General features: G+C 57.5%; 22 protein-coding genes and 3 tRNA genes. 13 read left to right on the forward strand and 12 right to left on the reverse strand.

The window, feature by feature from the left end; translation table 11 throughout:
* Positions 1-358: 358 nt before the first annotated feature.
* Entirely contained in the window at positions 359-547 is a 189-nt protein-coding gene (locus ACUVSA_RS06925; RefSeq protein WP_445891522.1) for a hypothetical protein, read from the forward strand.
* Here the strand turns inward: ACUVSA_RS06925 and nfi are convergent.
* On the reverse strand, positions 529-1,203 hold the full coding sequence (nfi, locus tag ACUVSA_RS06930) for a deoxyribonuclease V (RefSeq protein WP_445891523.1): 675 nt from the start codon (positions 1,201-1,203) through the stop codon (positions 529-531). The genes ACUVSA_RS06925 and nfi overlap by 19 nt on opposite strands.
* 14 nt (positions 1,204-1,217) lie before the next feature.
* Entirely contained in the window at positions 1,218-3,425 is a 2,208-nt protein-coding gene (locus tag ACUVSA_RS06935) for a vitamin B12-dependent ribonucleotide reductase (protein WP_445894371.1), read from the reverse strand.
* A 443-nt stretch (positions 3,426-3,868) separates the two neighbouring features.
* Here ACUVSA_RS06935 and ACUVSA_RS06940 point away from each other — a divergent pair, with 443 nt between their 5' ends.
* The 3 genes from ACUVSA_RS06940 to ACUVSA_RS06950 all read left to right on the forward strand — a co-directional run bounded on the left by ACUVSA_RS06940 (position 3,869) and on the right by ACUVSA_RS06950 (position 6,432).
* A complete protein-coding gene (locus ACUVSA_RS06940) occupies positions 3,869-4,666 on the forward strand; it encodes a TatD family hydrolase (RefSeq protein ID WP_445893257.1) in 798 nt (265 codons plus the stop codon).
* 164 nt (positions 4,667-4,830) lie between these two features.
* Entirely contained in the window at positions 4,831-5,466 is a 636-nt protein-coding gene (locus tag ACUVSA_RS06945) for a Maf family protein (protein WP_445894276.1), read from the forward strand.
* A 264-nt stretch (positions 5,467-5,730) separates the two neighbouring features.
* Positions 5,731-6,432 carry a YggS family pyridoxal phosphate-dependent enzyme gene (locus ACUVSA_RS06950; RefSeq protein ID WP_445893259.1) on the forward strand — a complete coding sequence of 234 codons (702 nt, stop codon included), beginning with the start codon at positions 5,731-5,733 and terminating at the stop codon, positions 6,430-6,432.
* 602 nt (positions 6,433-7,034) lie between these two features.
* Here the strand turns inward: ACUVSA_RS06950 and rlmB are convergent.
* From rlmB to ACUVSA_RS07000, 10 genes are all read right to left on the reverse strand, one after another.
* Complete coding sequence (gene rlmB, locus ACUVSA_RS06955; protein WP_445894277.1) at positions 7,035-7,811, reverse strand: 23S rRNA (guanosine(2251)-2'-O)-methyltransferase RlmB; 777 nt, start codon at positions 7,809-7,811, stop codon at positions 7,035-7,037.
* Positions 7,812-7,865: 54 nt separating this feature from the next.
* Entirely contained in the window at positions 7,866-8,483 is a 618-nt protein-coding gene (gene gmk, locus ACUVSA_RS06960) for a guanylate kinase (RefSeq protein ID WP_445894278.1), read from the reverse strand.
* Position 8,484: 1 nt separating this feature from the next.
* Positions 8,485-8,766 (reverse strand): extracellular matrix/biofilm regulator RemA, encoded by a 282-nt coding sequence (gene remA, locus ACUVSA_RS06965; RefSeq protein WP_445892703.1) that lies wholly within the window; start codon positions 8,764-8,766, stop codon positions 8,485-8,487.
* An 8-nt stretch (positions 8,767-8,774) separates the two neighbouring features.
* Positions 8,775-9,662: a YicC/YloC family endoribonuclease gene (locus ACUVSA_RS06970; RefSeq protein ID WP_445892704.1), complete on the reverse strand. Its 888-nt coding sequence runs from the start codon at positions 9,660-9,662 to the stop codon at positions 8,775-8,777.
* A complete protein-coding gene (locus ACUVSA_RS06975; protein ID WP_445892705.1) occupies positions 9,659-10,225 on the reverse strand; it encodes a DUF4416 family protein in 567 nt (188 codons plus the stop codon). The genes ACUVSA_RS06970 and ACUVSA_RS06975 overlap by 4 nt, the downstream gene beginning before the upstream one ends.
* Positions 10,222-11,244: a D-glycero-beta-D-manno-heptose-7-phosphate kinase gene (gene rfaE1, locus ACUVSA_RS06980; protein ID WP_445894279.1), complete on the reverse strand. Its 1,023-nt coding sequence runs from the start codon at positions 11,242-11,244 to the stop codon at positions 10,222-10,224. The genes ACUVSA_RS06975 and rfaE1 overlap by 4 nt, the downstream gene beginning before the upstream one ends.
* A 19-nt stretch (positions 11,245-11,263) precedes the next feature.
* A complete protein-coding gene (locus ACUVSA_RS06985; RefSeq protein WP_445894280.1) occupies positions 11,264-11,434 on the reverse strand; it encodes a Trm112 family protein in 171 nt (56 codons plus the stop codon).
* Positions 11,435-11,447: 13 nt separating this feature from the next.
* Positions 11,448-11,945: a DivIVA domain-containing protein gene (locus ACUVSA_RS06990; protein WP_445894281.1), complete on the reverse strand. Its 498-nt coding sequence runs from the start codon at positions 11,943-11,945 to the stop codon at positions 11,448-11,450.
* A gap of 36 nt (positions 11,946-11,981) precedes the next feature.
* Entirely contained in the window at positions 11,982-12,284 is a 303-nt protein-coding gene (locus ACUVSA_RS06995) for a YggT family protein (protein ID WP_445892709.1), read from the reverse strand.
* Positions 12,285-12,547: 263 nt separating this feature from the next.
* Complete coding sequence (locus tag ACUVSA_RS07000) at positions 12,548-13,489, reverse strand: DMT family transporter (protein WP_445894282.1); 942 nt, start codon at positions 13,487-13,489, stop codon at positions 12,548-12,550.
* Positions 13,490-13,908: 419 nt separating this feature from the next.
* Between ACUVSA_RS07000 and ACUVSA_RS07005 the strand changes: the two genes are divergently transcribed.
* The 9 genes from ACUVSA_RS07005 (at position 13,909) to rplA (ending at position 18,094) form a co-directional block, all read left to right on the forward strand.
* Positions 13,909-13,983 (forward strand) — tRNA-Thr (locus tag ACUVSA_RS07005).
* Between the two features lie 108 nt (positions 13,984-14,091).
* Positions 14,092-14,176 (forward strand) — tRNA-Tyr (locus ACUVSA_RS07010).
* Between the two features lie 110 nt (positions 14,177-14,286).
* Positions 14,287-14,363: transfer RNA gene (locus ACUVSA_RS07015), tRNA-Thr, on the forward strand.
* Between the two features lie 133 nt (positions 14,364-14,496).
* Positions 14,497-15,690: an elongation factor Tu gene (gene tuf, locus ACUVSA_RS07020; RefSeq protein ID WP_445894283.1), complete on the forward strand. Its 1,194-nt coding sequence runs from the start codon at positions 14,497-14,499 to the stop codon at positions 15,688-15,690.
* A gap of 44 nt (positions 15,691-15,734) precedes the next feature.
* Positions 15,735-15,884 carry a 50S ribosomal protein L33 gene (gene rpmG, locus ACUVSA_RS07025; RefSeq protein ID WP_445892712.1) on the forward strand — a complete coding sequence of 50 codons (150 nt, stop codon included), beginning with the start codon at positions 15,735-15,737 and terminating at the stop codon, positions 15,882-15,884.
* 68 nt (positions 15,885-15,952) lie between these two features.
* On the forward strand, positions 15,953-16,249 hold the full coding sequence (gene secE, locus ACUVSA_RS07030; RefSeq protein WP_445894284.1) for a preprotein translocase subunit SecE: 297 nt from the start codon (positions 15,953-15,955) through the stop codon (positions 16,247-16,249).
* Positions 16,250-16,297: 48 nt separating this feature from the next.
* Positions 16,298-16,828, forward strand: coding sequence for a transcription termination/antitermination protein NusG (gene nusG, locus ACUVSA_RS07035; protein ID WP_445892714.1), 531 nt, complete (start codon positions 16,298-16,300; stop codon positions 16,826-16,828).
* Between the two features lie 84 nt (positions 16,829-16,912).
* Positions 16,913-17,335 carry a 50S ribosomal protein L11 gene (gene rplK / locus ACUVSA_RS07040; RefSeq protein WP_445892715.1) on the forward strand — a complete coding sequence of 141 codons (423 nt, stop codon included), beginning with the start codon at positions 16,913-16,915 and terminating at the stop codon, positions 17,333-17,335.
* A 54-nt stretch (positions 17,336-17,389) separates the two neighbouring features.
* Positions 17,390-18,094, forward strand: coding sequence for a 50S ribosomal protein L1 (gene rplA / locus ACUVSA_RS07045; RefSeq protein WP_445894285.1), 705 nt, complete (start codon positions 17,390-17,392; stop codon positions 18,092-18,094).
* Positions 18,095-18,260 lie beyond the last annotated feature (166 nt).

Below are 18,260 nucleotides of genomic sequence, written 5' to 3' on the forward strand. Positions count from 1 at the left end.
TTCCCCAGCTGTTGCCTTCATGGCGACTCCTCATGCTGTTGAAGAGGGAATCCTCGACGCTCCTGGTAGGCGCAAGACGCATGGCTTTGGCGCTTCTTATTCAACATATAAGAGCTGGCCCGGGAAGTCAAGATGCGAAAAGCTTATCCGCGCTTATCCTGATATTTGCTCGAGACCCTCTTCAGCGGGAGTTGAACACCTTTGGCGGCAACACTTTTTTAAAAAATCTCTCAGGTGATCAGGCTCTCGGCGGATTGTCCGGAAACGGTCGGGTGTTGAGTCTTCCGTGGGAGGCCCTTCGGCGTCCGCGAAGCTTGCGTCATGCGAAAAAGATTGCCTCCTTCAGACGACTTCTCCCATGCGGTTTATCATTGTGCGTCAGGTCTATGGATCGAGAAGGCAGCCTGCGACAGCGGGACGAATCGCCATTCGACGCAGAGCCGTGCGGCTTTCCAAGAAAATGGCAGGCTTCGGCGAAAAGCACACTGTGGAAGCCGTTGTTGTGCAGCCTGTCGAAAGAAAATGGGCTCACCGTCTGAGTCTATGACCCATGAGGCTGTTTCGAAGCTGAGTGGCCGTGTGGTGGGCGGCGCGCAGAGGCTCCGGTAGGCGATATCGGCGGATGCATTGTTCAACGAGCCAAAGGGCGGACTCGCAATCCGCCAAATGGCCGGGTGAAATGTAGAGGGGTTTGACGCCCGTTTTGGAGCGATAGACGTACCCGACCTGGGTACCGTCAAGCCACAGAGCCCGTCGTGCCCCTCGCTCGGCTTCCAAGGGCTCGTGGTCTCCACACAGCCGTGTCTTGGCACATCCCACGGTGGGCTTTTCCAAAAGAACCCCCAAATGGCAGGCCAGGCCGAAGCGCCGAGGATGGGCCAGACCTTGGCCGTCGCACATGAAGATGTCCGGTGGCCGCCGAAGCTGTGTGTAGGCTTTGAGCACAGCGGGGATTTCGCGAAAACTCAACAGTCCCGGCACGTAGGGAAACCGAATGTCCGCTTTCACATGCACGGATTCCAGAGGCTGCAGACTCGGCCATGTAAAGGTGACGATTACGGCGATCAGCTGGTTGGTTTCCTTGATGTACGAGAGATCCGCAGCGCCGAGAACGGAAAAGGCTGCCGGCAGGGGACGCAAAGCCACCCTGCCGGCCAAATGTTCTTGCAACTTGCGCGCTTCCGGTGGGGACAAACGATCCACGAAGCCTCCGCCCCTTACGTACACCGAGAAAAGCCGCAGGCTCGGCACACGATACATCCCCCGTCGTATTCCACCGAAGCCCCGCAGTCTGGGCAGGCTCCCATTTCCTGCAGCGCCGAGGCTACATTGGCCTGCGCATGTCGGTTCAATACCTTGGCAATGGCATCGGTACAGGAAAGGATCTGTTCGCCGTTTTGCCAAACAGGCGATGGGCATCGAATGCCCATGAGCTGCCGAATGATGGCTTCGATGCGCACGCCGGATCGCAGGGCCAAAGAGATGAGGCGGGCCGTTGCTTCAATCTGCGAATAAGCACACCCGCCGGCCTTGCCCATCTGGGCGAACACTTCACAGAAGCCGTATTCATCGCGGTTGATGGTCACATAGAGTTTGCCGCATCCTGTGTTGATCCGTTCCGTGGCCCCAATGGTCTTGTCCGGTCGAGGCCGAGGTTCAACCTGACGGAATTCCGGCTTTTTCTGAATGTTCAACACCTGGATGTCCCGGCTGCCGTCCCGGTAAACGGTCAGGCCCTTGCACCCGAATTTAAAGGCCTGAAAGTAGGCGTCGTAAATGTCTTCCGACGTGGCGCTGTTGGGAAAATTGATGGTCTTGCTGACAGCGTTGTCCGTGTATTTCTGAAAAGCCGCCTGAATGCGAATGTGCCACTCGGGGCTGATGTCGTGGGCCGTGACGAACACACGACGCACATCTTCGGGAATTTCGGAAAAAGTCTGAAGACTTCCTTGGACGGCGATCTTTTTCATGAGGCTCTCGGAAAAGAATTTGCTTTCCTGAGCGACCTTCTGAAAGAGGGGGTGGACTTCCAACAGTTCCTCACCGTCCAGAACCTTGCGGACAAAGGTGATGGCAAACACCGGTTCTACACCGCTGGAACACCCCGCCAAAATGCTGATGGTTCCCGTAGGAGCAATAGTCGTCGTGGTGGCATTCCTCATGTAAGGCCAAACACCGCCCACCTCCGGATCATAAACAGATCCCTTGAAGTTGGGAAAATTGCCCCGCTTCTTAGCCAGGTCGGCGGAAGCTTCTTTGGATTCCCGTTGAATGAAGGCCATGATCTGTTCGGCCGTCGCCACCGCCTCCTCGGCATTGTAAGGAATCCCCAAGGCTATGAGCATGTCGGCAAAGCCCATGACCCCCAAGCCGATTTTGCGATTGGCCAAGGTCATGTCGCGAATGTTGGGCAAAGGGTATTTGTTGACGTCGATCACATTATCAAGAAAATGCACGGCGTGCCACACCACACTTTTCAGGCGCTCGTAGTTCACGCCTCCGTCCTGCACCATGTGCAATAAGTTGATAGAGCCGAGATTGCACGATTCGTAGGGCAGAAGGGGTTGTTCTCCGCAAGGATTGGTGCTCTCGATCTGCCCGACGTGGGGAGTGGGGTTGGACCGGTTGATGGCGTCAATGAAGATGACCCCGGGTTCCCCGTTCTTCCATGCCGACTGCACAATGGCATCGAAAACCTTTCGGGCTGATAAGGTCTTGGTTCGTGCGCCGGTGCGCGGGTTGATGAGGTCGTAGTCCTCGTCGTTTTCCACGGCCCGCATGAAGGCGTCAGTCACCGCCACGGAAATATTGAAGTTGGTGAGCCGGTCGTTGTCATGCTTGCACCTGATGAATTTTTCGATGTCCGGGTGATCGACGCGCAATATGCCCATGTTGGCCCCACGGCGGCGGCCGCCTTGTTTGATGATGTCCGTGGCCGAATCAAAAACGGTCATAAAGCTCACCGGACCGCTGGCCACGCCATTGGTGCTTTTGACCACGTCGCCTTCCGGGCGCAGGCGCGAAAAAGAAAATCCCGTGCCTCCGCCGCTTTGGTGAATCTTGGCGGCATATTTGACCGCTTCAAAGATTTCTTCCAAGGAATCTCCCACAGGGAGCACAAAACACGCTGAAAGCTGGCCCAGTTCGGTTCCGGCGTTCATTAACGTCGGGGAATTGGGAAGAAAGTCCAAAGAGGTCATGAGGCCGTAAAACAGTTCCGCCGTTTCGCGCACCTCCTTTTCCGTCGCCCCATAAAGCGCATCCGCTTCGGCGATGGCTTTGGCCACGCGTCGAAACATCTCTTCGGGCGTTTCCAAAGGTTCGCCCTTGGGCCCCTTTTTTAGGTAGCGCTTTTTCAAAACCACGAGAGCGTTCGGACTCAGCGCAATGGCGCTTCGAGATGCGGAGCGCTTGGGGCGTTTCATGGCAGGTTCCTCAACCGCTGTGGACTTCTGCAAAGCATCTCTGGCCTTTTCCAACACGGCGACATTTTCGGATCGTTCATCCGTCATGGCTTCATAACTCCCTTGAGCGATTCAGAAAAGAAGAGATCCTTTTCCTCAGGAACGGATCCCTCGGGGTTCATGAGCGATGCATTCTAAGCCGGGATTTCTCCGGCGGTAAAGGGAAAGAATTGTTGAATCCCAAAAGGGGTAGGAGCAGCTACTGAGTCTCCCATGGAAAATCCGTTGCCATTTTAGGGGCGTTGCGTTTGTGAAGAAAAAAAGCGACCCGTGCCGCCAATATGACGTCGTCCCGCGGATGGCAAGGCCATTGCGCTCAGGGACGAGCCCAGGTATGTTTAACCTGGGCGTTTGTCGAAAGACGGCATGATCAAAGGTGGATCATACACTGAATGGATGGGCTCATGGATCAGGTTCGACCATCAAGTGCATGGCTTGTGGACACCCACGCGCATTTGGATTTTCCGGAATTAGCCACGGACCTTGAAGGGGTGTTTGCCCGGTGTCGTGCCGCGCAGGTGGCCGTGATCGTCACCATCGGCATTGACGCGGAAACAAGCCGCACGGCTGTGGAACTTAGTGGCCGCTACCCGCACGTGTACGCCACCGTGGGCCTGCATCCTCATGGGGCTCGAAGGCTGAGCGATGATGCATTGCACCACTTTGCCGACTTGGCTACCCAACCCAAGGTGGTGGCCATTGGCGAAATGGGTCTCGACTACTACAGGGACAGGCAGCCTCGGGAACGGCAAAGAGCGTGCCTGGAACAGCAGCTGGAACTTGCCGTCCAATGCCAAAAACCCGGCGTTTTTCATATTCGGGAAGCCCACGAGGATTTTCTATGCATCGTCAGACCCTATGCCGGCCGCTTACGGCCCAGTGTCCTCCATTGTTTTTCCGGAGACTGGAAGATCGCCGTTCGCTGTTTGGATCTGGGATTTTATCTCTCCATTCCAGGAACGGTCACCTACAAGAACGCTCAGGAGCAGCAACGGGTGGTGCGCCTGGCGCCGTTGGACCGTCTTTTGGTGGAAACTGATGCGCCCTATCTGACGCCCATACCCTTTCGAGGAAAACCCAACGAGCCCGCCTACGTACGCTACACGGCGGAAAAGATCGCGGAGTTGCGCCGCTGTTCCTTTGAGGAGGTGGCGGAGGCGACCAGCGGCAATGCACAGAAAGTGTTCGGGTGGACTTTTTGACCTCCTTGGGCTCTGTGGCAGGCCTTGGCGCCTGAGGGCAGGCCGCTGTGCCATGTGCCGCCCTTTCCACCGCCATGCGGCCTTTATGTATGTACCTACAGAGTGTGTTCTCAGGCAAGGCTTTGGGGCGTCAGGCCCTTCAATGCCCTCATGGATGAGCAGAAATGAAAGAAAAACCTACGCCTCTTTACGTGGTGCGCGAGCCTTTCGTGCTCGCGTCCAGATCCCCGAGGCGAAGGGAGCTTCTGGCGCAACTGGGCTTGGATTTTCAGGTGCGTCCCAGCCCAGAAGAGGAACCGTCCATCGGTGCCCGGCCGGACGAAGGAGTTCGACGGGCCGCGCTGTTTAAGGCGCGCACCGTAGCGCAGCAGGAATGGGCATCGTGGGTCCTTGCGGCGGACACCATTGTCGTTTTAGGAGGACATGTTTTCGGTAAACCATCAAGTCCGCAAGAGGCGGAGAGCATGTTACGATCCCTTTCCGGCAGAAGCCACGAGGTTTACAGCGCCGTGTGTCTGGCTCGGGCAGATCGAGGATTTTGCCGGGTGGAAACCGTACTCAGCCGCGTGGATTTTCGCGATGTGACAGAGGCGGAAATTACCGCCTACGTGCGCACTGGTGAACCCATGGACAAAGCCGGCGCCTACGGTATCCAAGGGCTCGGTGGGGCCTTTGTTCGGGCAGTCTACGGCTCCTACACCAACGTGGTGGGTCTGCCCCTTGCAGAAACCCTTGGCATGCTGCAGAAAAACGGAATCATCGCACCGTGCCTCCACCAAGACTCACGGCCCGAAAGCTAGGAGCTTGTTCGAGAATGGCTCTTGGCGACCGTTTTCATTTTATTCGGGGGGCGTTTTCGTTTCATTCAGTAGGAGCGCCGCAAGGCGCGATCCGGCGCCGCGGCTTGCGCCGCTCCTACTGCAGGTGTTTTCGGACGGTCTTCCTGGAAGCCTGCCGGAGAATGGTTTGTTCACTTCTTTCGGCTTGACACTATAGGAACGCCGCAGGGCGCGATAAAGTCTTGCGCTGTGCGCCGCTCTCTCGAGTGTTCAAAGGTTCGAGGTATGAATGACATTAAAGCCAATCTTTCCAGAATCCGTGGACAGATGGAAGAAGCGTGCCGTCGTTCGGGGCGGGACCTGCATAGTGTTCGGCTCATCGGCGTCACCAAGCAGGTTCCCGTGGAACGAATACGCGAAGCCGCGGCGGCGGGACTCAGCAGTTTTGGGGAAAACTATGTTCAGGAGGGCATTCGAAAGATCGAGGCCTTGTTCGACCTCCCTCTTGAATGGCATTTCATCGGGCATTTACAGACCAACAAGGTGAAGCAGGCGGTGCAAAAATTTTCCTGGATTCACACCGTGGACCGTTTGTCCTTAGCCCGGGAAATCGACAAACGTGCCGGAAAGCAAGGCCAGAGGGTTTCCGTGCTCCTGCAGGTGCATCTGGGGGATGAAGAAACCAAAGGGGGCGTGGCTCCCGACGATCTGGAAGCCTTGTTTAAGGCCGTGCAGGCCATGGAATGGCTGAACGTTCGGGGTCTCATGGCTGTGCCGCCCTATTTTGAAGACCCTGAGGCGGTCCGGCCTTTTTTTAGAACCTTGCGTCAATGGCTTGAAAAACTTCGTTCCCAAGCGTTGTATCCCGAAAGACTGACGGAACTTTCCATGGGCATGAGCCACGATTTCCCTGTGGCCATTGCAGAGGGCGCGACAATGATCCGCGTGGGCACGGCCCTCTTTGGCCCTCGAACCTCCAGGATCTGAGGCACCCTTCGCGTGCCGCTGCGTCGCCATTCCTTTGTCCCTTAAACGCGCAGCGTCAGAAGAAGGCCGTGCGGCCCGAAGCCGGTGAGAGAGGCGCCGACGGTCCGTCGAACGTGCAGGACCAGAAGAAGGCCTTCCATCCGTGGTTTGGCCGTCCCTTTTCGGCTTGAGGCTGGAGGAGCGCTGCTAGGCTCGATCAGGAACCGTGGATCGCGGCGCTCCTGCTTTAGGTGTTCTCGTACGTGCTGCGTCGGATCGGATAAATTCCCACATACCTGGTGGCCCACGGCGTTCCTGCTGTAGATGTTCCCGCACGAGCTTAGAAAGAGGTCGCTCGACAATGCCGATGTTGACTAATCATGGCCCCATAGCGACCTGAAAGGGCTCGACCGCCAATGGGTGAAAGCGAGTTCTCGGACCCACTCAGCATGAACTTGTCCGTAAATGGCACCTTTAGCCGACCCGGCCTTCTGACGGATTGAAAGTGCATGGCTGTGAACGAACGCAAACAAGTTCCCAGAAAAGCTCGGGGCAGCAGGCCTGCTGTGGTCGTGACCGAAAGAGGTGCGACGCGGGCTCAGGGGCTAAGCTGTTCTTGAACGTCAGGGGTGAAGAGAAGCGCCGAAGCGCCTTTGCTGGCGGCGTATTTCCGCTAAGGCCACCGCGGCGGCCACAGACGCATTGAGGGATTGCACAGATCCTGTGCCCGGAATTTTAACCAAGAAATCGCATGTCTTTTTCACCAAGGGGCGAAGCCCCGTGGCTTCGCCGCCCACCACCAAACCCACGGGCATGTTGTATTCCAGGTCGTAGATGGACGACGGGCCTTGCACATCCAGCCCCACCATCCAATAGCCGGCGGCTTTGAGCTGTTCCATGGCACGAACCAAATTGGTCACCTGGACCACCGGAAGATACGCCAAGGCTCCGGCGGACGCTTTGTAGACGGCCCCGGTGACAGGAACAGAGCGGTCCTTGGGAAGGATCACGGCGTCGGCTCCCAGAAAACAGGCGCTGCGCACAATGGCTCCCATGTTGTGGGGATCTTGAAGGCCGTCCAGAAAGACCAGAGGCCGTTGGCCCGGTTCCGGGCGTGTGAGCAGGGTTTCCAAGGCCTGGTAACGAAAAGCTTTGAGGCGAGCCGCCATGCCCTGGTGGTCGTCGTGGCCGAGGCGATCGGAAAGGCTGCGGCGATCCACCGTGGACACGGGAATGTTGTGGTCGTGGGCCAGCTGAAGGACGGCTTGAGCCCGCGGATCGTCACGGCCGCAGAAAATTTCCACGATATTTTGCGGGTGCGCTCTCAGGCATTCCCAGACGGGGTTCAGGCCGTAGATCCACAAAGCCTGTTCGCGGATGTCGACCGATGGCTTGCCCAAAGGGCGGCGGCTTTTTGAAAAATTTTTGGCCACGATACATGCCGGCGCAGGATGTTAAAAAAACGCCAAAAAAGGCCCGAGAACGCTGTGAGCGCGAAGCCTGGCGCACCGAGCGGCGCGAATGATGGCCGCCACATCGGCCACGGCCTCTTCGAGGGCATCGTTGACAACGAGGTAATCGTACCAAGGAGCTTCCCGAATTTCCATCTGAGCCGCCTCCAGGCGTCGCTGAATCACGTCCTCGGCATCCGTGGCTCGGCGACGCAGCCGCTCTTCCAAAACATCCATGGATGGGGGCAAGATGAAGAGCGTCGTGGCCTCAGGAACGACGGCGCGGACCTTTCGGGCCCCTTGAACGTCGATTTCCAGCAGAACATCCAGGCCTTGAGCGAGCCACGTTCGCACCAGGTGCCGGTCGGTTCCGTAATAGTTTCCGTAGACCTCGGCCCATTCAAGAAACCGTCCTGCTTCGATGCCCTTTTCAAAGGCTTCGTGGGACAAGAAATAATAATCGACACCATGGGTTTCCCCGGGGCGGGGCGATCGCGTGGTGGAGGAAACCGAAAAGCGCAAACGTCGATCCTGGGCTAGAACGGCCTTGACGATGGTGCTCTTCCCCACGCCGGACGGCGCCGAAAGAATAAACACGTGCCCGGGACCGTTCAACACCATGTCATTTCCCGCTCTTGGGCGATGCCCCATCCTTCTGCCCCTGATCGTGCACAAGCCTTTGGGCGATGGTTTCCGCCTGCACGCCGGACAAAATCACATGGTCACTGTCCGTGATGATGATGGCGCGCGTGCGACGCCCCATGGTAGCGTCAATGAGTTTGTTGGCTTGCTTGGCGTCTTCCTTGAGTCGCTTCATGGGCGCCGAACTGGGCGACACGATGGCGACGATCCGGTTGGCCACCACCGTGTTGCCGAACCCGATGTTAAGCAGCTTAATGTCCATAGGCGGCCTCATTCGATGTTCTGGATCTGTTCCTTAATCTTTCCAATGGCATTTTTCATGCGCACCACGGCTTGGGTCACCTTAAGGTCGGAGGTTTTCGACCCGATCGTGTTAACCTCGCGTAAGAGCTCTTGCGCCATGAAATCCAGCCGACGTCCTTCCACCGCTTCCTCGGCGGCAATCCAGCCGACCATCTGGTCGAGATGACTCTTGAGCCGCACGAGTTCCTCGTTGATGGCCGTTCGATCCAACTGATAGGCCAATTCCTGAAGCAAACGGTTTTCGTCCACCGATCCTTGAAGAGCGGCCAAAATGTCCTGCACCTTGGCGCGAAGCTTTTCTCGCAATTCCGAGGCCACCACCTGAGAGCGTTCCTCCACCACAAGCCGGTCCTGCTGCAGTTCCTGGAGGCTTTGTAAAAGATCGCGGGACAGGGCCTTCCCTTCCACGGAGCGGGCTTCCATGAGTCGATCCAGAGCCTGTTCGGTGGCTTCAGCTACGAGATGGCGGACCTCCTCGGCCTCCGGCACGGTGCTGTCCGTTTCCCAGACACCGGGCAGTTTCAAAAGGTGTTCCAGTTTGGGAGGCTCCGAGCCGGGCAGTTTGAGATGAAGGTGATAGAGCGTGTGCCAGTAGGCACGGGCGGTCTGTTCATGAATGCGTGCCGCCCTAAGCGATGAAGCCAGCGGTTCGATGGCCACATAGCAGTCCACCCGGCCTCTTCGTAACCTCTTGCGCAGGGTCTCGCGAACCACCTCCTCCAAATCCAAGCGTTCCTTGGGCAGGCGAATGAACAAATCCAGGTGCTTTCCGTTGACGCTGCGCATTTCCACGACGACTTGGTAAAGCCCGTTGTTGACGGCGGCCCGGGCGTATCCGGTCATGCTGCAAATCACAACTGCATCTCCTTTGTGCTCTGAGATCGGCGGGGCGCACGGCCCCTTCGGCGAGCCGTGAGGATGCCGCGAAGAAGTCCGAAAAAGCGGCGCGTTGCTTCCTGAGCGTAGTCGGGGTAGGTCCAGGGAAGCGGGCGATAGGCGCCCTCGCGGTAAAGAAGGGTCAGGTCTGCATAGATGCCGTCACGTAGGGGAATGCGATGAGCGGCGTTTTTTCCCGTGGCCAACACCAACCGGTCTTCGCTCAGAAGGCCGGGATCCACATTAATGGTGCGACGTTCACCATTGGCCCATTGCTTTTCCAGGAGATTGGTGCGCTCCTTGATTTCAGGAAGACGCTCGGGATCCACGAGTTCCTCGAAACTTCCAAAAAGGCGCAGGAGGCCCGAGCCCATTTCCTTTTCGTAGAACCGTGTAAAAGTGAAGTCTTGAGGCTGGCTGACGGCGTCCAGAGGCCCAAAGAGTTCGGTCAAGGCGGAAAGCACGCGGGCTTTGACATCCCGGTGAAGATAAAGGAGCCCGAAGACGAGTTTGCAGGGCTCAAAAGCCTTGGGCACACTCATCCTTCGCCGCCTCCACTGTCCTGCAGGGCCGCTCGAAGCCGAGCGTGTTCCACGGCGGCCGTGCCCACTTCTCCCACCACGATGCCCGCGGCCGTATTGGCCACAAGTGCGGCCTCCCGCATGTTCAAGCCGGCGGCGGCGGCCAAGGCTATGGCGGCAATGACGGTGTCTCCGGCACCGGTCACATCGAAGACTTTCTTGGCCACCGTCGGAATGTGCAACGGCGGCGCTCCTGCTTCAAAAAGACTCATGCCTTCAGGTCCGCGTGTGATGAGCACATGCCGGCATTGAAGCTTTTCCAAAAGAAGGCGTCCTACCGCCTCCAAAGAGATGTCCTCCGAGACGGCCACTCCCGCCATGGCCGAGGCTTCCGCGGTGTTCGGGGTCACGAGGGTCACATGGTGATAGAACTCGGCGTGAGGCACCTTGGGATCCACGAACACCGGAATGCCGAATTGTTGCGCCAGAGCCCGCACCGCGTCCATGACTTCAAGGGAAATCACTCCCTTGGCATAGTCGGACACCACCACCGCATCCACGCCACGGACCTGCGTTTCCACCGCGTGCAGAATGGCCAGAAGCCCCTCGGGCTCGACCGGGCGAATGTCCTCCCAGTCCACGCGCACCACCTGTTGATGATGCGCAATGACCCGCGTCTTGACGGTGGTGGGTCGATCATGAACGGTCACCAGGCCAAGGCAGGGAACCTGCGCCTCTTGAAGAAGATTCCGTATTTCCCGACCAAAGGCGTCGTTTCCCACCACGCCCACCATGCGGGCCTTTCCGCCCATGCTCACGATGTTATGCACAACATTACCCGCCCCACCTAAGACGTGGGTTTCCCGGCGCACTTCCACCACCGGAACAGGGGCCTCCGGAGAGATGCGGCGCACATCGCCCCACAGGAACACGTCCAGCATGAGATCGCCCACCACGAGGATGGTGCATTGAGAAAATCGATCCAACCCTTGAAGAAGCCGGTGATAGTGATGGGTATGTGAGCAGGCTGCGGCGGCCATGGATTCTGGAATGCCTCGCTTAGGCCAACGGCTTGGCTTCCTCGGGAAGCATGATCGGAATGCCGTCGCGGATTTCGTACAAAAGCCGGCACCGCTCGCATACCAGGCCATCTTGGGTTTCCGTCAGCTGAAGGTCGCCTTTGCACTGAGGACAGACAAGAATCTCCAGAAGTTCTTGGCTGATGCTCATTTTCATTCCCCCGTCAGCGATTCAGGAAGGTCACCTTGCCGTCAACGCTCTCTTCAGTCTGGTCGTCCTCTCGTTGCGCGTCCAGAAGCTGCCGGTAGGTCTCGATGGTGGATCGCAACTTGGCCTCCAGTTGAATGCGCTGGCGTTTAAGTTCACTGATGTCCCGATGGAGCTGGGCGAGGCGTCGATGAGCACTTTGAAGGATTTTTTCTGCACGAAGTTCCGCGTCGGCGATGAGCAGTTTGGCTTCCTTTTCCGCATTGGCTTTCATGATTTCGGAAGCCTTTTGCACGTTGGTGAGGACGTTGCGAATGGCCTTTTCCCGTTCGCGATGTTCGGAAACCTCTTTTGCCAGGTCCTGCACTTCCCGTTGCAAAGCGGCGTTGTGCGCCTTCACCCTGTCCAGATCGGCCTTCAACTCCTCTATGAAAAGATCTACCTCACGCGGATTGTAGCCTCTCCAGGCACGACGAAACTTTCGTTTGGAAGATTCACCGAGGGACCATTCCATAATGCATCACTTTGTTTTTGCGCCCGTGGAAACACTTTAGGTCCTTAAAACCATTGCCAATTCGCGAAGCGATGACACAAGAAATTTCTGAAGGAAAAGAACCGCCAGAATCACGATCATGGGAGTGAAATCGATGCCGCCGAAAAAGGCGGGTACGCGACGTCGAATGGCGTACAGGACAGGCTCCGTTGCGCCGTAAAGGAAGCGGACAATGGGATTGTAGGGGTCGGGATTGACCCAGGAGAGAACGGCACGGGCAATGATGATCCACATGTAGATGGTCAACACGGTATTAAAAATCTCGGCCACGGCCAGAAGAAGATTGCTGAGAACAAACATGTGTCGCTCCGCTGCACGAGTAAAAAATGGGGCCTTTTGGCTGTTTGGGCCATATGGACGGGCGAAAACTAGCCCTTTTCCGCTTTAGTGTCAACGAGGAAACCCCCTACCAATCCTCACGATACGATCATCACCAAAGCGGTTTGATTGTGTGACAGACAGCAACCTTGCGGAGGAGGAAGGAAGAGGAAGCAAAGTTTTTTAAATACGCGGCGTGAATCGTTTAGGGGGGCACATGACCGTCCTTGCGAGGCTGTGCCGAACTAGCGCGGCGAGGAGCGGAGAGGTGTTGCGGGGCGCCTGGAGGCCGCAAAACCGCTGCCCGCAATGCCTATAGCCAACAGGGCGAGCCCCGACGCGGTAGGAAGTGAGACTGTCTCATGGAAAAGAAGGAACGCCAGGACGGTCGCTCCCAGAGGTTCTCCCAAGGTCAGCACGGCAACGGCTGTCGCGCTCAAATGCTTCAGAGCCCAGGTGAAGCTTGTGTGGCCGACCATTTGGGGAACAGCGGCGAGGAGAATCAGCACGGTGTAGGTCTTCAGGGAGAAGCCGACCAAGGGAGTCTGGCTGATGAGGCACAGCCCCACAAGCACGACGCCGGCAATGCCGTAGGTCCAAAAAATGTAAATGGTCAGGGGTAGGGTGGCTCTGGTATAGCGCCCGGCAAGAAAGTAGCCGGAAGCCATCAATCCGCCCAGGAGGGCAAGCAGGTCTCCAAGAAGGGCATGGGGATCAAGGCGAAAATCCAAACCAGCCACCACGGCGCTACCGGTGACGCACGTGGCGATGGCCCCCCACATCAGAGGCCCGATGCGTTCCTTGAAGAGGAGGGAAGATAAGACGGCGGTGAAAACGGGGCTTGTGCTGACCAAAGTGACCGAACTGGCCACAGAAGTCCCTTGAAGGGATTCGATCCAGAACGCGAAATGCAAGGCCAAAAAACACCCGGAAACCCAGACGGCTTTCCATGGAATGGAACCGGCGGGTTTAGCTTTCAAGGGGAAGCGAAGCGCCCACGGCCCCACACACGCGGCAGCGAGGCTCACGCGATAGGCGGCGATGGCCAGGGATGGCGCCTCGGCAAGTCGGATGAGAATGGAGGCGCTGGAAATGGCCAAGATACCGAATGAGACGATGCTCCAGAGTTTCCAGAGCGGCGGCGATCTGTGGTGGTGCATGAGCGCTTCCGCAACGGGTCTTTTCATGCCGGTGTTTAAAGCGGTTTCCTGAAAAAGGACGCAGATCGGCCCGAAGCCCTGGTTTCTCTAAAAGAATGCCGCACCATGAGGGCGACAAGCCGTTTTCCAAAAGCCTCTCAAGGGCTCGAGCATAGCCAAGGAGGAGGCACAACACAACACCGTTGAGTGTCCGCCGAATGGACAGCCACATTTTGTGCCCAAGAGCCTGTTTGAGAACACCTTCCGTACAAGCGGCGCAAGCCGCGACGCCTTATTGCGCCTTGCGGCGCTCCTGCGGCCTCAGGCTGAAAGCACGCGGCCAAACCATTGCCTAACGGTCTTCCAGAAACCTGCTGGTGCGCTGAAGGGGCACAGTTTGGGTAAGCCGCTCAACACTTCGTTGACCATGTGTCCAAAAGTGTGCTAAAAGAAATAATCCGAATCGAGCTGGCGTAGCTCAACGGTAGAGCAGCTGATTTGTAATCAGCAGGTTGCGGGTTCGAATCCCATCGCCAGCTCCACCATCTCGGTCGACCCGGTGCACTTTTTGCTTGCCTTCGCCCGTTCCCTGTGATAGGGAGGGCTGCTCTCGCACCCGGGTTGAAAAAGCGGGAACGCGGTTTGATTGGGGAGAGGTTCCCGAGTGGCCAAAGGGAGCAGACTGTAAATCTGCCGGCGAAGCCTTCGGAGGTTCGAATCCTCCCCTCTCCACCATCTTTGAGCACATGTAGGAGATAGTGGCAACCGAAGCGGGCCATTGTCGTTCGAACTGCATGTCTAGTCGAGCACAATCCCGTCTCGCATGTCCGCCCTCTGGGGTGTGAGCCCACGTAGCTCAGGAGGTAGAGCACTTCCTTGGTAAGGAAGAGGTTCACCGGTTCGAGCCCGGTCGTGGGCTCCATTTTTTTTGGAGCCGTCAGGGGGTGCCTTTTGCCACAGACTCCGCGCCGTCCGGTTTATGCGTATCACCGTTGAGGCTTGAGGACCAAAGGGTCCAAGACGAAGACCGATCTTTGACGTGAGGAGGAAGTGCGATGGGGAAGAAGAAGTTTGAGCGGACGAAGCCGCACGTGAATGTTGGGACCATTGGTCACATTGACCATGGGAAGACGACGTTGACGGCGGCGATCACGAAGCAGTTATCGCTTCGTGGGATGGCGGAGTTTGTGCCGTTTGATCAGATTGACAAGGCGCCGGAGGAGCGGGAGCGGGGGATCACGATAGCGACGGCGCATGTGGAGTATGAGACGGACAAGCGGCATTATGCGCATGTGGATTGTCCGGGGCATGCGGATTACATCAAGAACATGATCACGGGTGCGGCGCAGATGGACGGGGCCATATTGGTGGTGGCGGCCGATGATGGTCCGATGCCGCAGACGCGGGAGCACATTTTATTGGCGCGTCAGGTGGGTGTGCCGAACATTGTGGTGTTTTTGAACAAGGTGGACATGGTGGATGATCCGGAGCTCATTGAGTTGGTGGAGTTGGAGCTTCGGGAGTTGTTGAGCAAGTATGGTTTTCCTGGGGATGATGTGCCGATCATTAAGGGTTCGGCGTTGAAGGCGTTGGAGTGTGATGATCCGTCGGCGGCGGATGCGGCGCCGATATTTGAGTTGATGGATGCGGTGGACAGTTACATACCGGATCCTGTGCGGGACATTGACAAGCCGTTTTTGATGCCCATTGAGGATGTGTTTTCCATCAGCGGCCGTGGGACGGTGGTGACGGGTCGTGTGGAGCGTGGGGTGATCTCGGTGGGTGATGAAGTGGAGATAGTGGGGTTTCGGCCGACGATGAAGACGGTGTGTACGGGTGTGGAGATGTTTCGCAAGACCTTGGATCGCGGGGAAGCGGGGGACAACATTGGGGTGTTGCTTCGCGGGATCAAGCGAGACGAGGTGGAGCGGGGGCAGGTGGTGGCGAAGCCTGGGAGTATCACGCCGCACACGAAGTTCAAGGCTGAGGTGTATGTGTTGAAGAAGGAGGAGGGGGGGCGGCACACGCCGTTTTTCCCTGGTTATCGGCCGCAGTTTTATTTTCGCACGACGGATGTGACGGGTGTGGTGGCGTTGCCTGAGGGTGTGGAGATGGTGATGCCTGGGGACAACGTGAACATGGAAGTGCATTTGATTGCCCCGGTGGCATTGGAGAAGGAACTTCGGTTTGCGATTCGCGAAGGCGGACGCACCGTGGGCGCCGGCGTGGTCACCGACATCATTGAGTAGGGCGAAGCCCGTGGGGGCTTTGCCAAAACAAAAGGTGAAGGACGATGCGAGTATTGGTCACTTTGGCGTGCCAGGAATGCAAACGGCGCAACTACACGACCACGAAAAACAAAAAGACAACCCCGGATCGTCTGAGTTTTCGCAAGTACTGCAAGTTCTGTAACGCTCATACGGTTCATAAGGAAACCAAGTGAACGTAGCCAAGACGATGAAGGCGCACAGAGTGAATCGCGGCGTGGACGAAGGTGGGCGAAGCTTGAAGATGAACAAGAAAGTCCCGGTGAAAAAAGCGAAAGACGGTTCCGGGGAAGGCAAGGACGCGATGGCCTTGAAAAAAAAGGCACCGCGCAAGGCCGGGCCCGCCGAGCCAAGCCTTTGGAACCGTGTACAGACCTATTTGCGCGAGGTGATCTACGAACTGCGCAAGGTGGTCTGGCCGTCCCCCAAGGAAACCATCGGCTCCACGTCCGTGGTGGTGATCATTGTGATCCTTTGCGGGATCTATTTGGGCTTTGTAGATTTGCTTTTGGCGCGTTTTGTGAGGTTTCTCATCGGCTAAGTCGCCGGGCCCCAGGGGGTGAGGCGCTGAGGGAGTGGGAGAAAAGGCGTGGCAAAGCAGTGGTATATTGTCCATACCTATTCCGGTTTTGAACAAAAGGTTAAGGCGAGTCTGGAAGAGCGCATCAAGGCGGCGGGCAAGTCCGAGTATTTCGGGCAGATCCTTGTGCCCACCGAAAAGGTGGTGGAACTCGTCAAGGGGGAACGCCGCTCTTCTTCGCGAAAGTTCTATCCGGGCTACATCCTGGTCCAGATGGAACTTAACGACGAAACCTGGCATCTGGTGCGCCACACGCCGAGAGTGACCGGCTTTATTGGCAGCCAAGAAAAGCCCATTCCGCTGACCGAAGAAGAAGCCCAAGCCATCCTGCAACAGATGGAAGAAGGGGTGCAAAAGCCTCGACCCAAGTACCAGTTTGAAAAAGGCGACGAAGTGCGCGTGGTGGACGGACCGTTTGCCAGTTTTCACGGTGTCGTGGACCAGGTTATTCCGGAAAAGGGTAAGGTTCGCGTGCTGGTGACCATTTTCGGCCGGTCCACCCCGGTGGAATTGGATTTTGTGCAGGTGAACCGCCTGTAGGCCCTTGGCGGGCGCCTGGGCCGCGGGGTTGGTTCGGCGCGGCGACGCCACGAGGGAAGAAGATCATAGGGGAGTTGAGTTCAGATGGCAAAAAAGGTCAGAGCAAACGTCAAACTGCAGATTCCGGCCGGCCAGGCCAATCCGTCCCCGCCCGTGGGTCCGGCTTTGGGCCAGCATGGCGTCAACATCATGGAATTCTGCAAGGCATTCAATGCCAAGACCCAGGGTCAGGAAGGCATGATCATTCCCGTGATCATCACGGTCTATGGAGATCGATCCTTTACGTTCATCACCAAGACGCCTCCCGCCTCGGTGCTGCTGAAAAAGGCGGCCAAGATCGCCAAGGGGTCCAGCGAGCCCAACCGGGACAAAGTGGGCAAAGTCACCAAGGCACAGGTGGAAGAAATCGCCAAGCTCAAAATGCCCGATCTCAACGCTCGAGACCTGGCGGCGGCCGTCCGCACCATTGAAGGAACGGCTCGCAGCATGGGCATCGTCATCGAATAATCCGTGGCTGTCGCCCCAAGGCGGCGACAGAGTGCGTCGGTTGGAGAGAAGGAAATGCCGAAGCGAGGGAAAAAATATCGCGCTGCGCTTGAAAAAGTGGATCGAACCAAGCGCTACACGTTTGAAGAGGGCCTCAATCTGGCGCTCCAGTGCGCCTACGCATCCTTTGACGAGACGCTGGACATCGCTGTCAGGCTGGGGGTCGATCCCCGCCATGCGGACCAGATGGTTCGCGGCACTGTGGTGCTTCCCAACGGCCTGGGCAGGGTGGTGCGCGTGGCCGTTTTCGCCAAAGGGGAAAAGGTCAAGGAGGCGTTGGACGCGGGAGCTGATGTGGCGGGCGGTGACGAACTCATCGAAAAGATCAAGGAAGGTTGGATGGAGTTCGACAAGGCGGTGGCCACGCCGGACATGATGGGCCAAGTGGGCAAGATCGGAAAGATCCTTGGGCCTCGAGGCCTGATGCCCAATGCCAAGCTGGGCACGGTCACTTTTGATGTGGCCAAGGTGGTCCAGGAAATCAAGGCGGGCAAGGTGGACTTTCGTGTGGAAAAGACCGGCATTGTCCACGCCCCCATGGGCAAGATTTCCTTCGGCCCGGAAAAACTCATGCAAAACATTTCCACCTTTATCGACACCCTGATTCGACTCAAACCCACGGCCGCCAAAGGGACCTATCTGCGAGGCATCGCCATTTCCACCACCATGGGACCGGGCATTCGCATCGACCCCTTGGCCGTGAAAACCATCCTGGGCTAAAGGCCAGGCAAGAAGACACTCACAGAAACTGCCGTTGGGTGCTTTCACGCATCTGAGACCGTAGGTACATCGGGAAGGTGTTTAAATCCGTTCGGGAATCCTGGCGCCGCCGAGCGGGACCTACCGAGGTGGTGAAAAGACCAACGGGATGGAGCCATGCGGACCA

Source organism: Desulfosoma sp., assembly GCF_052743555.1.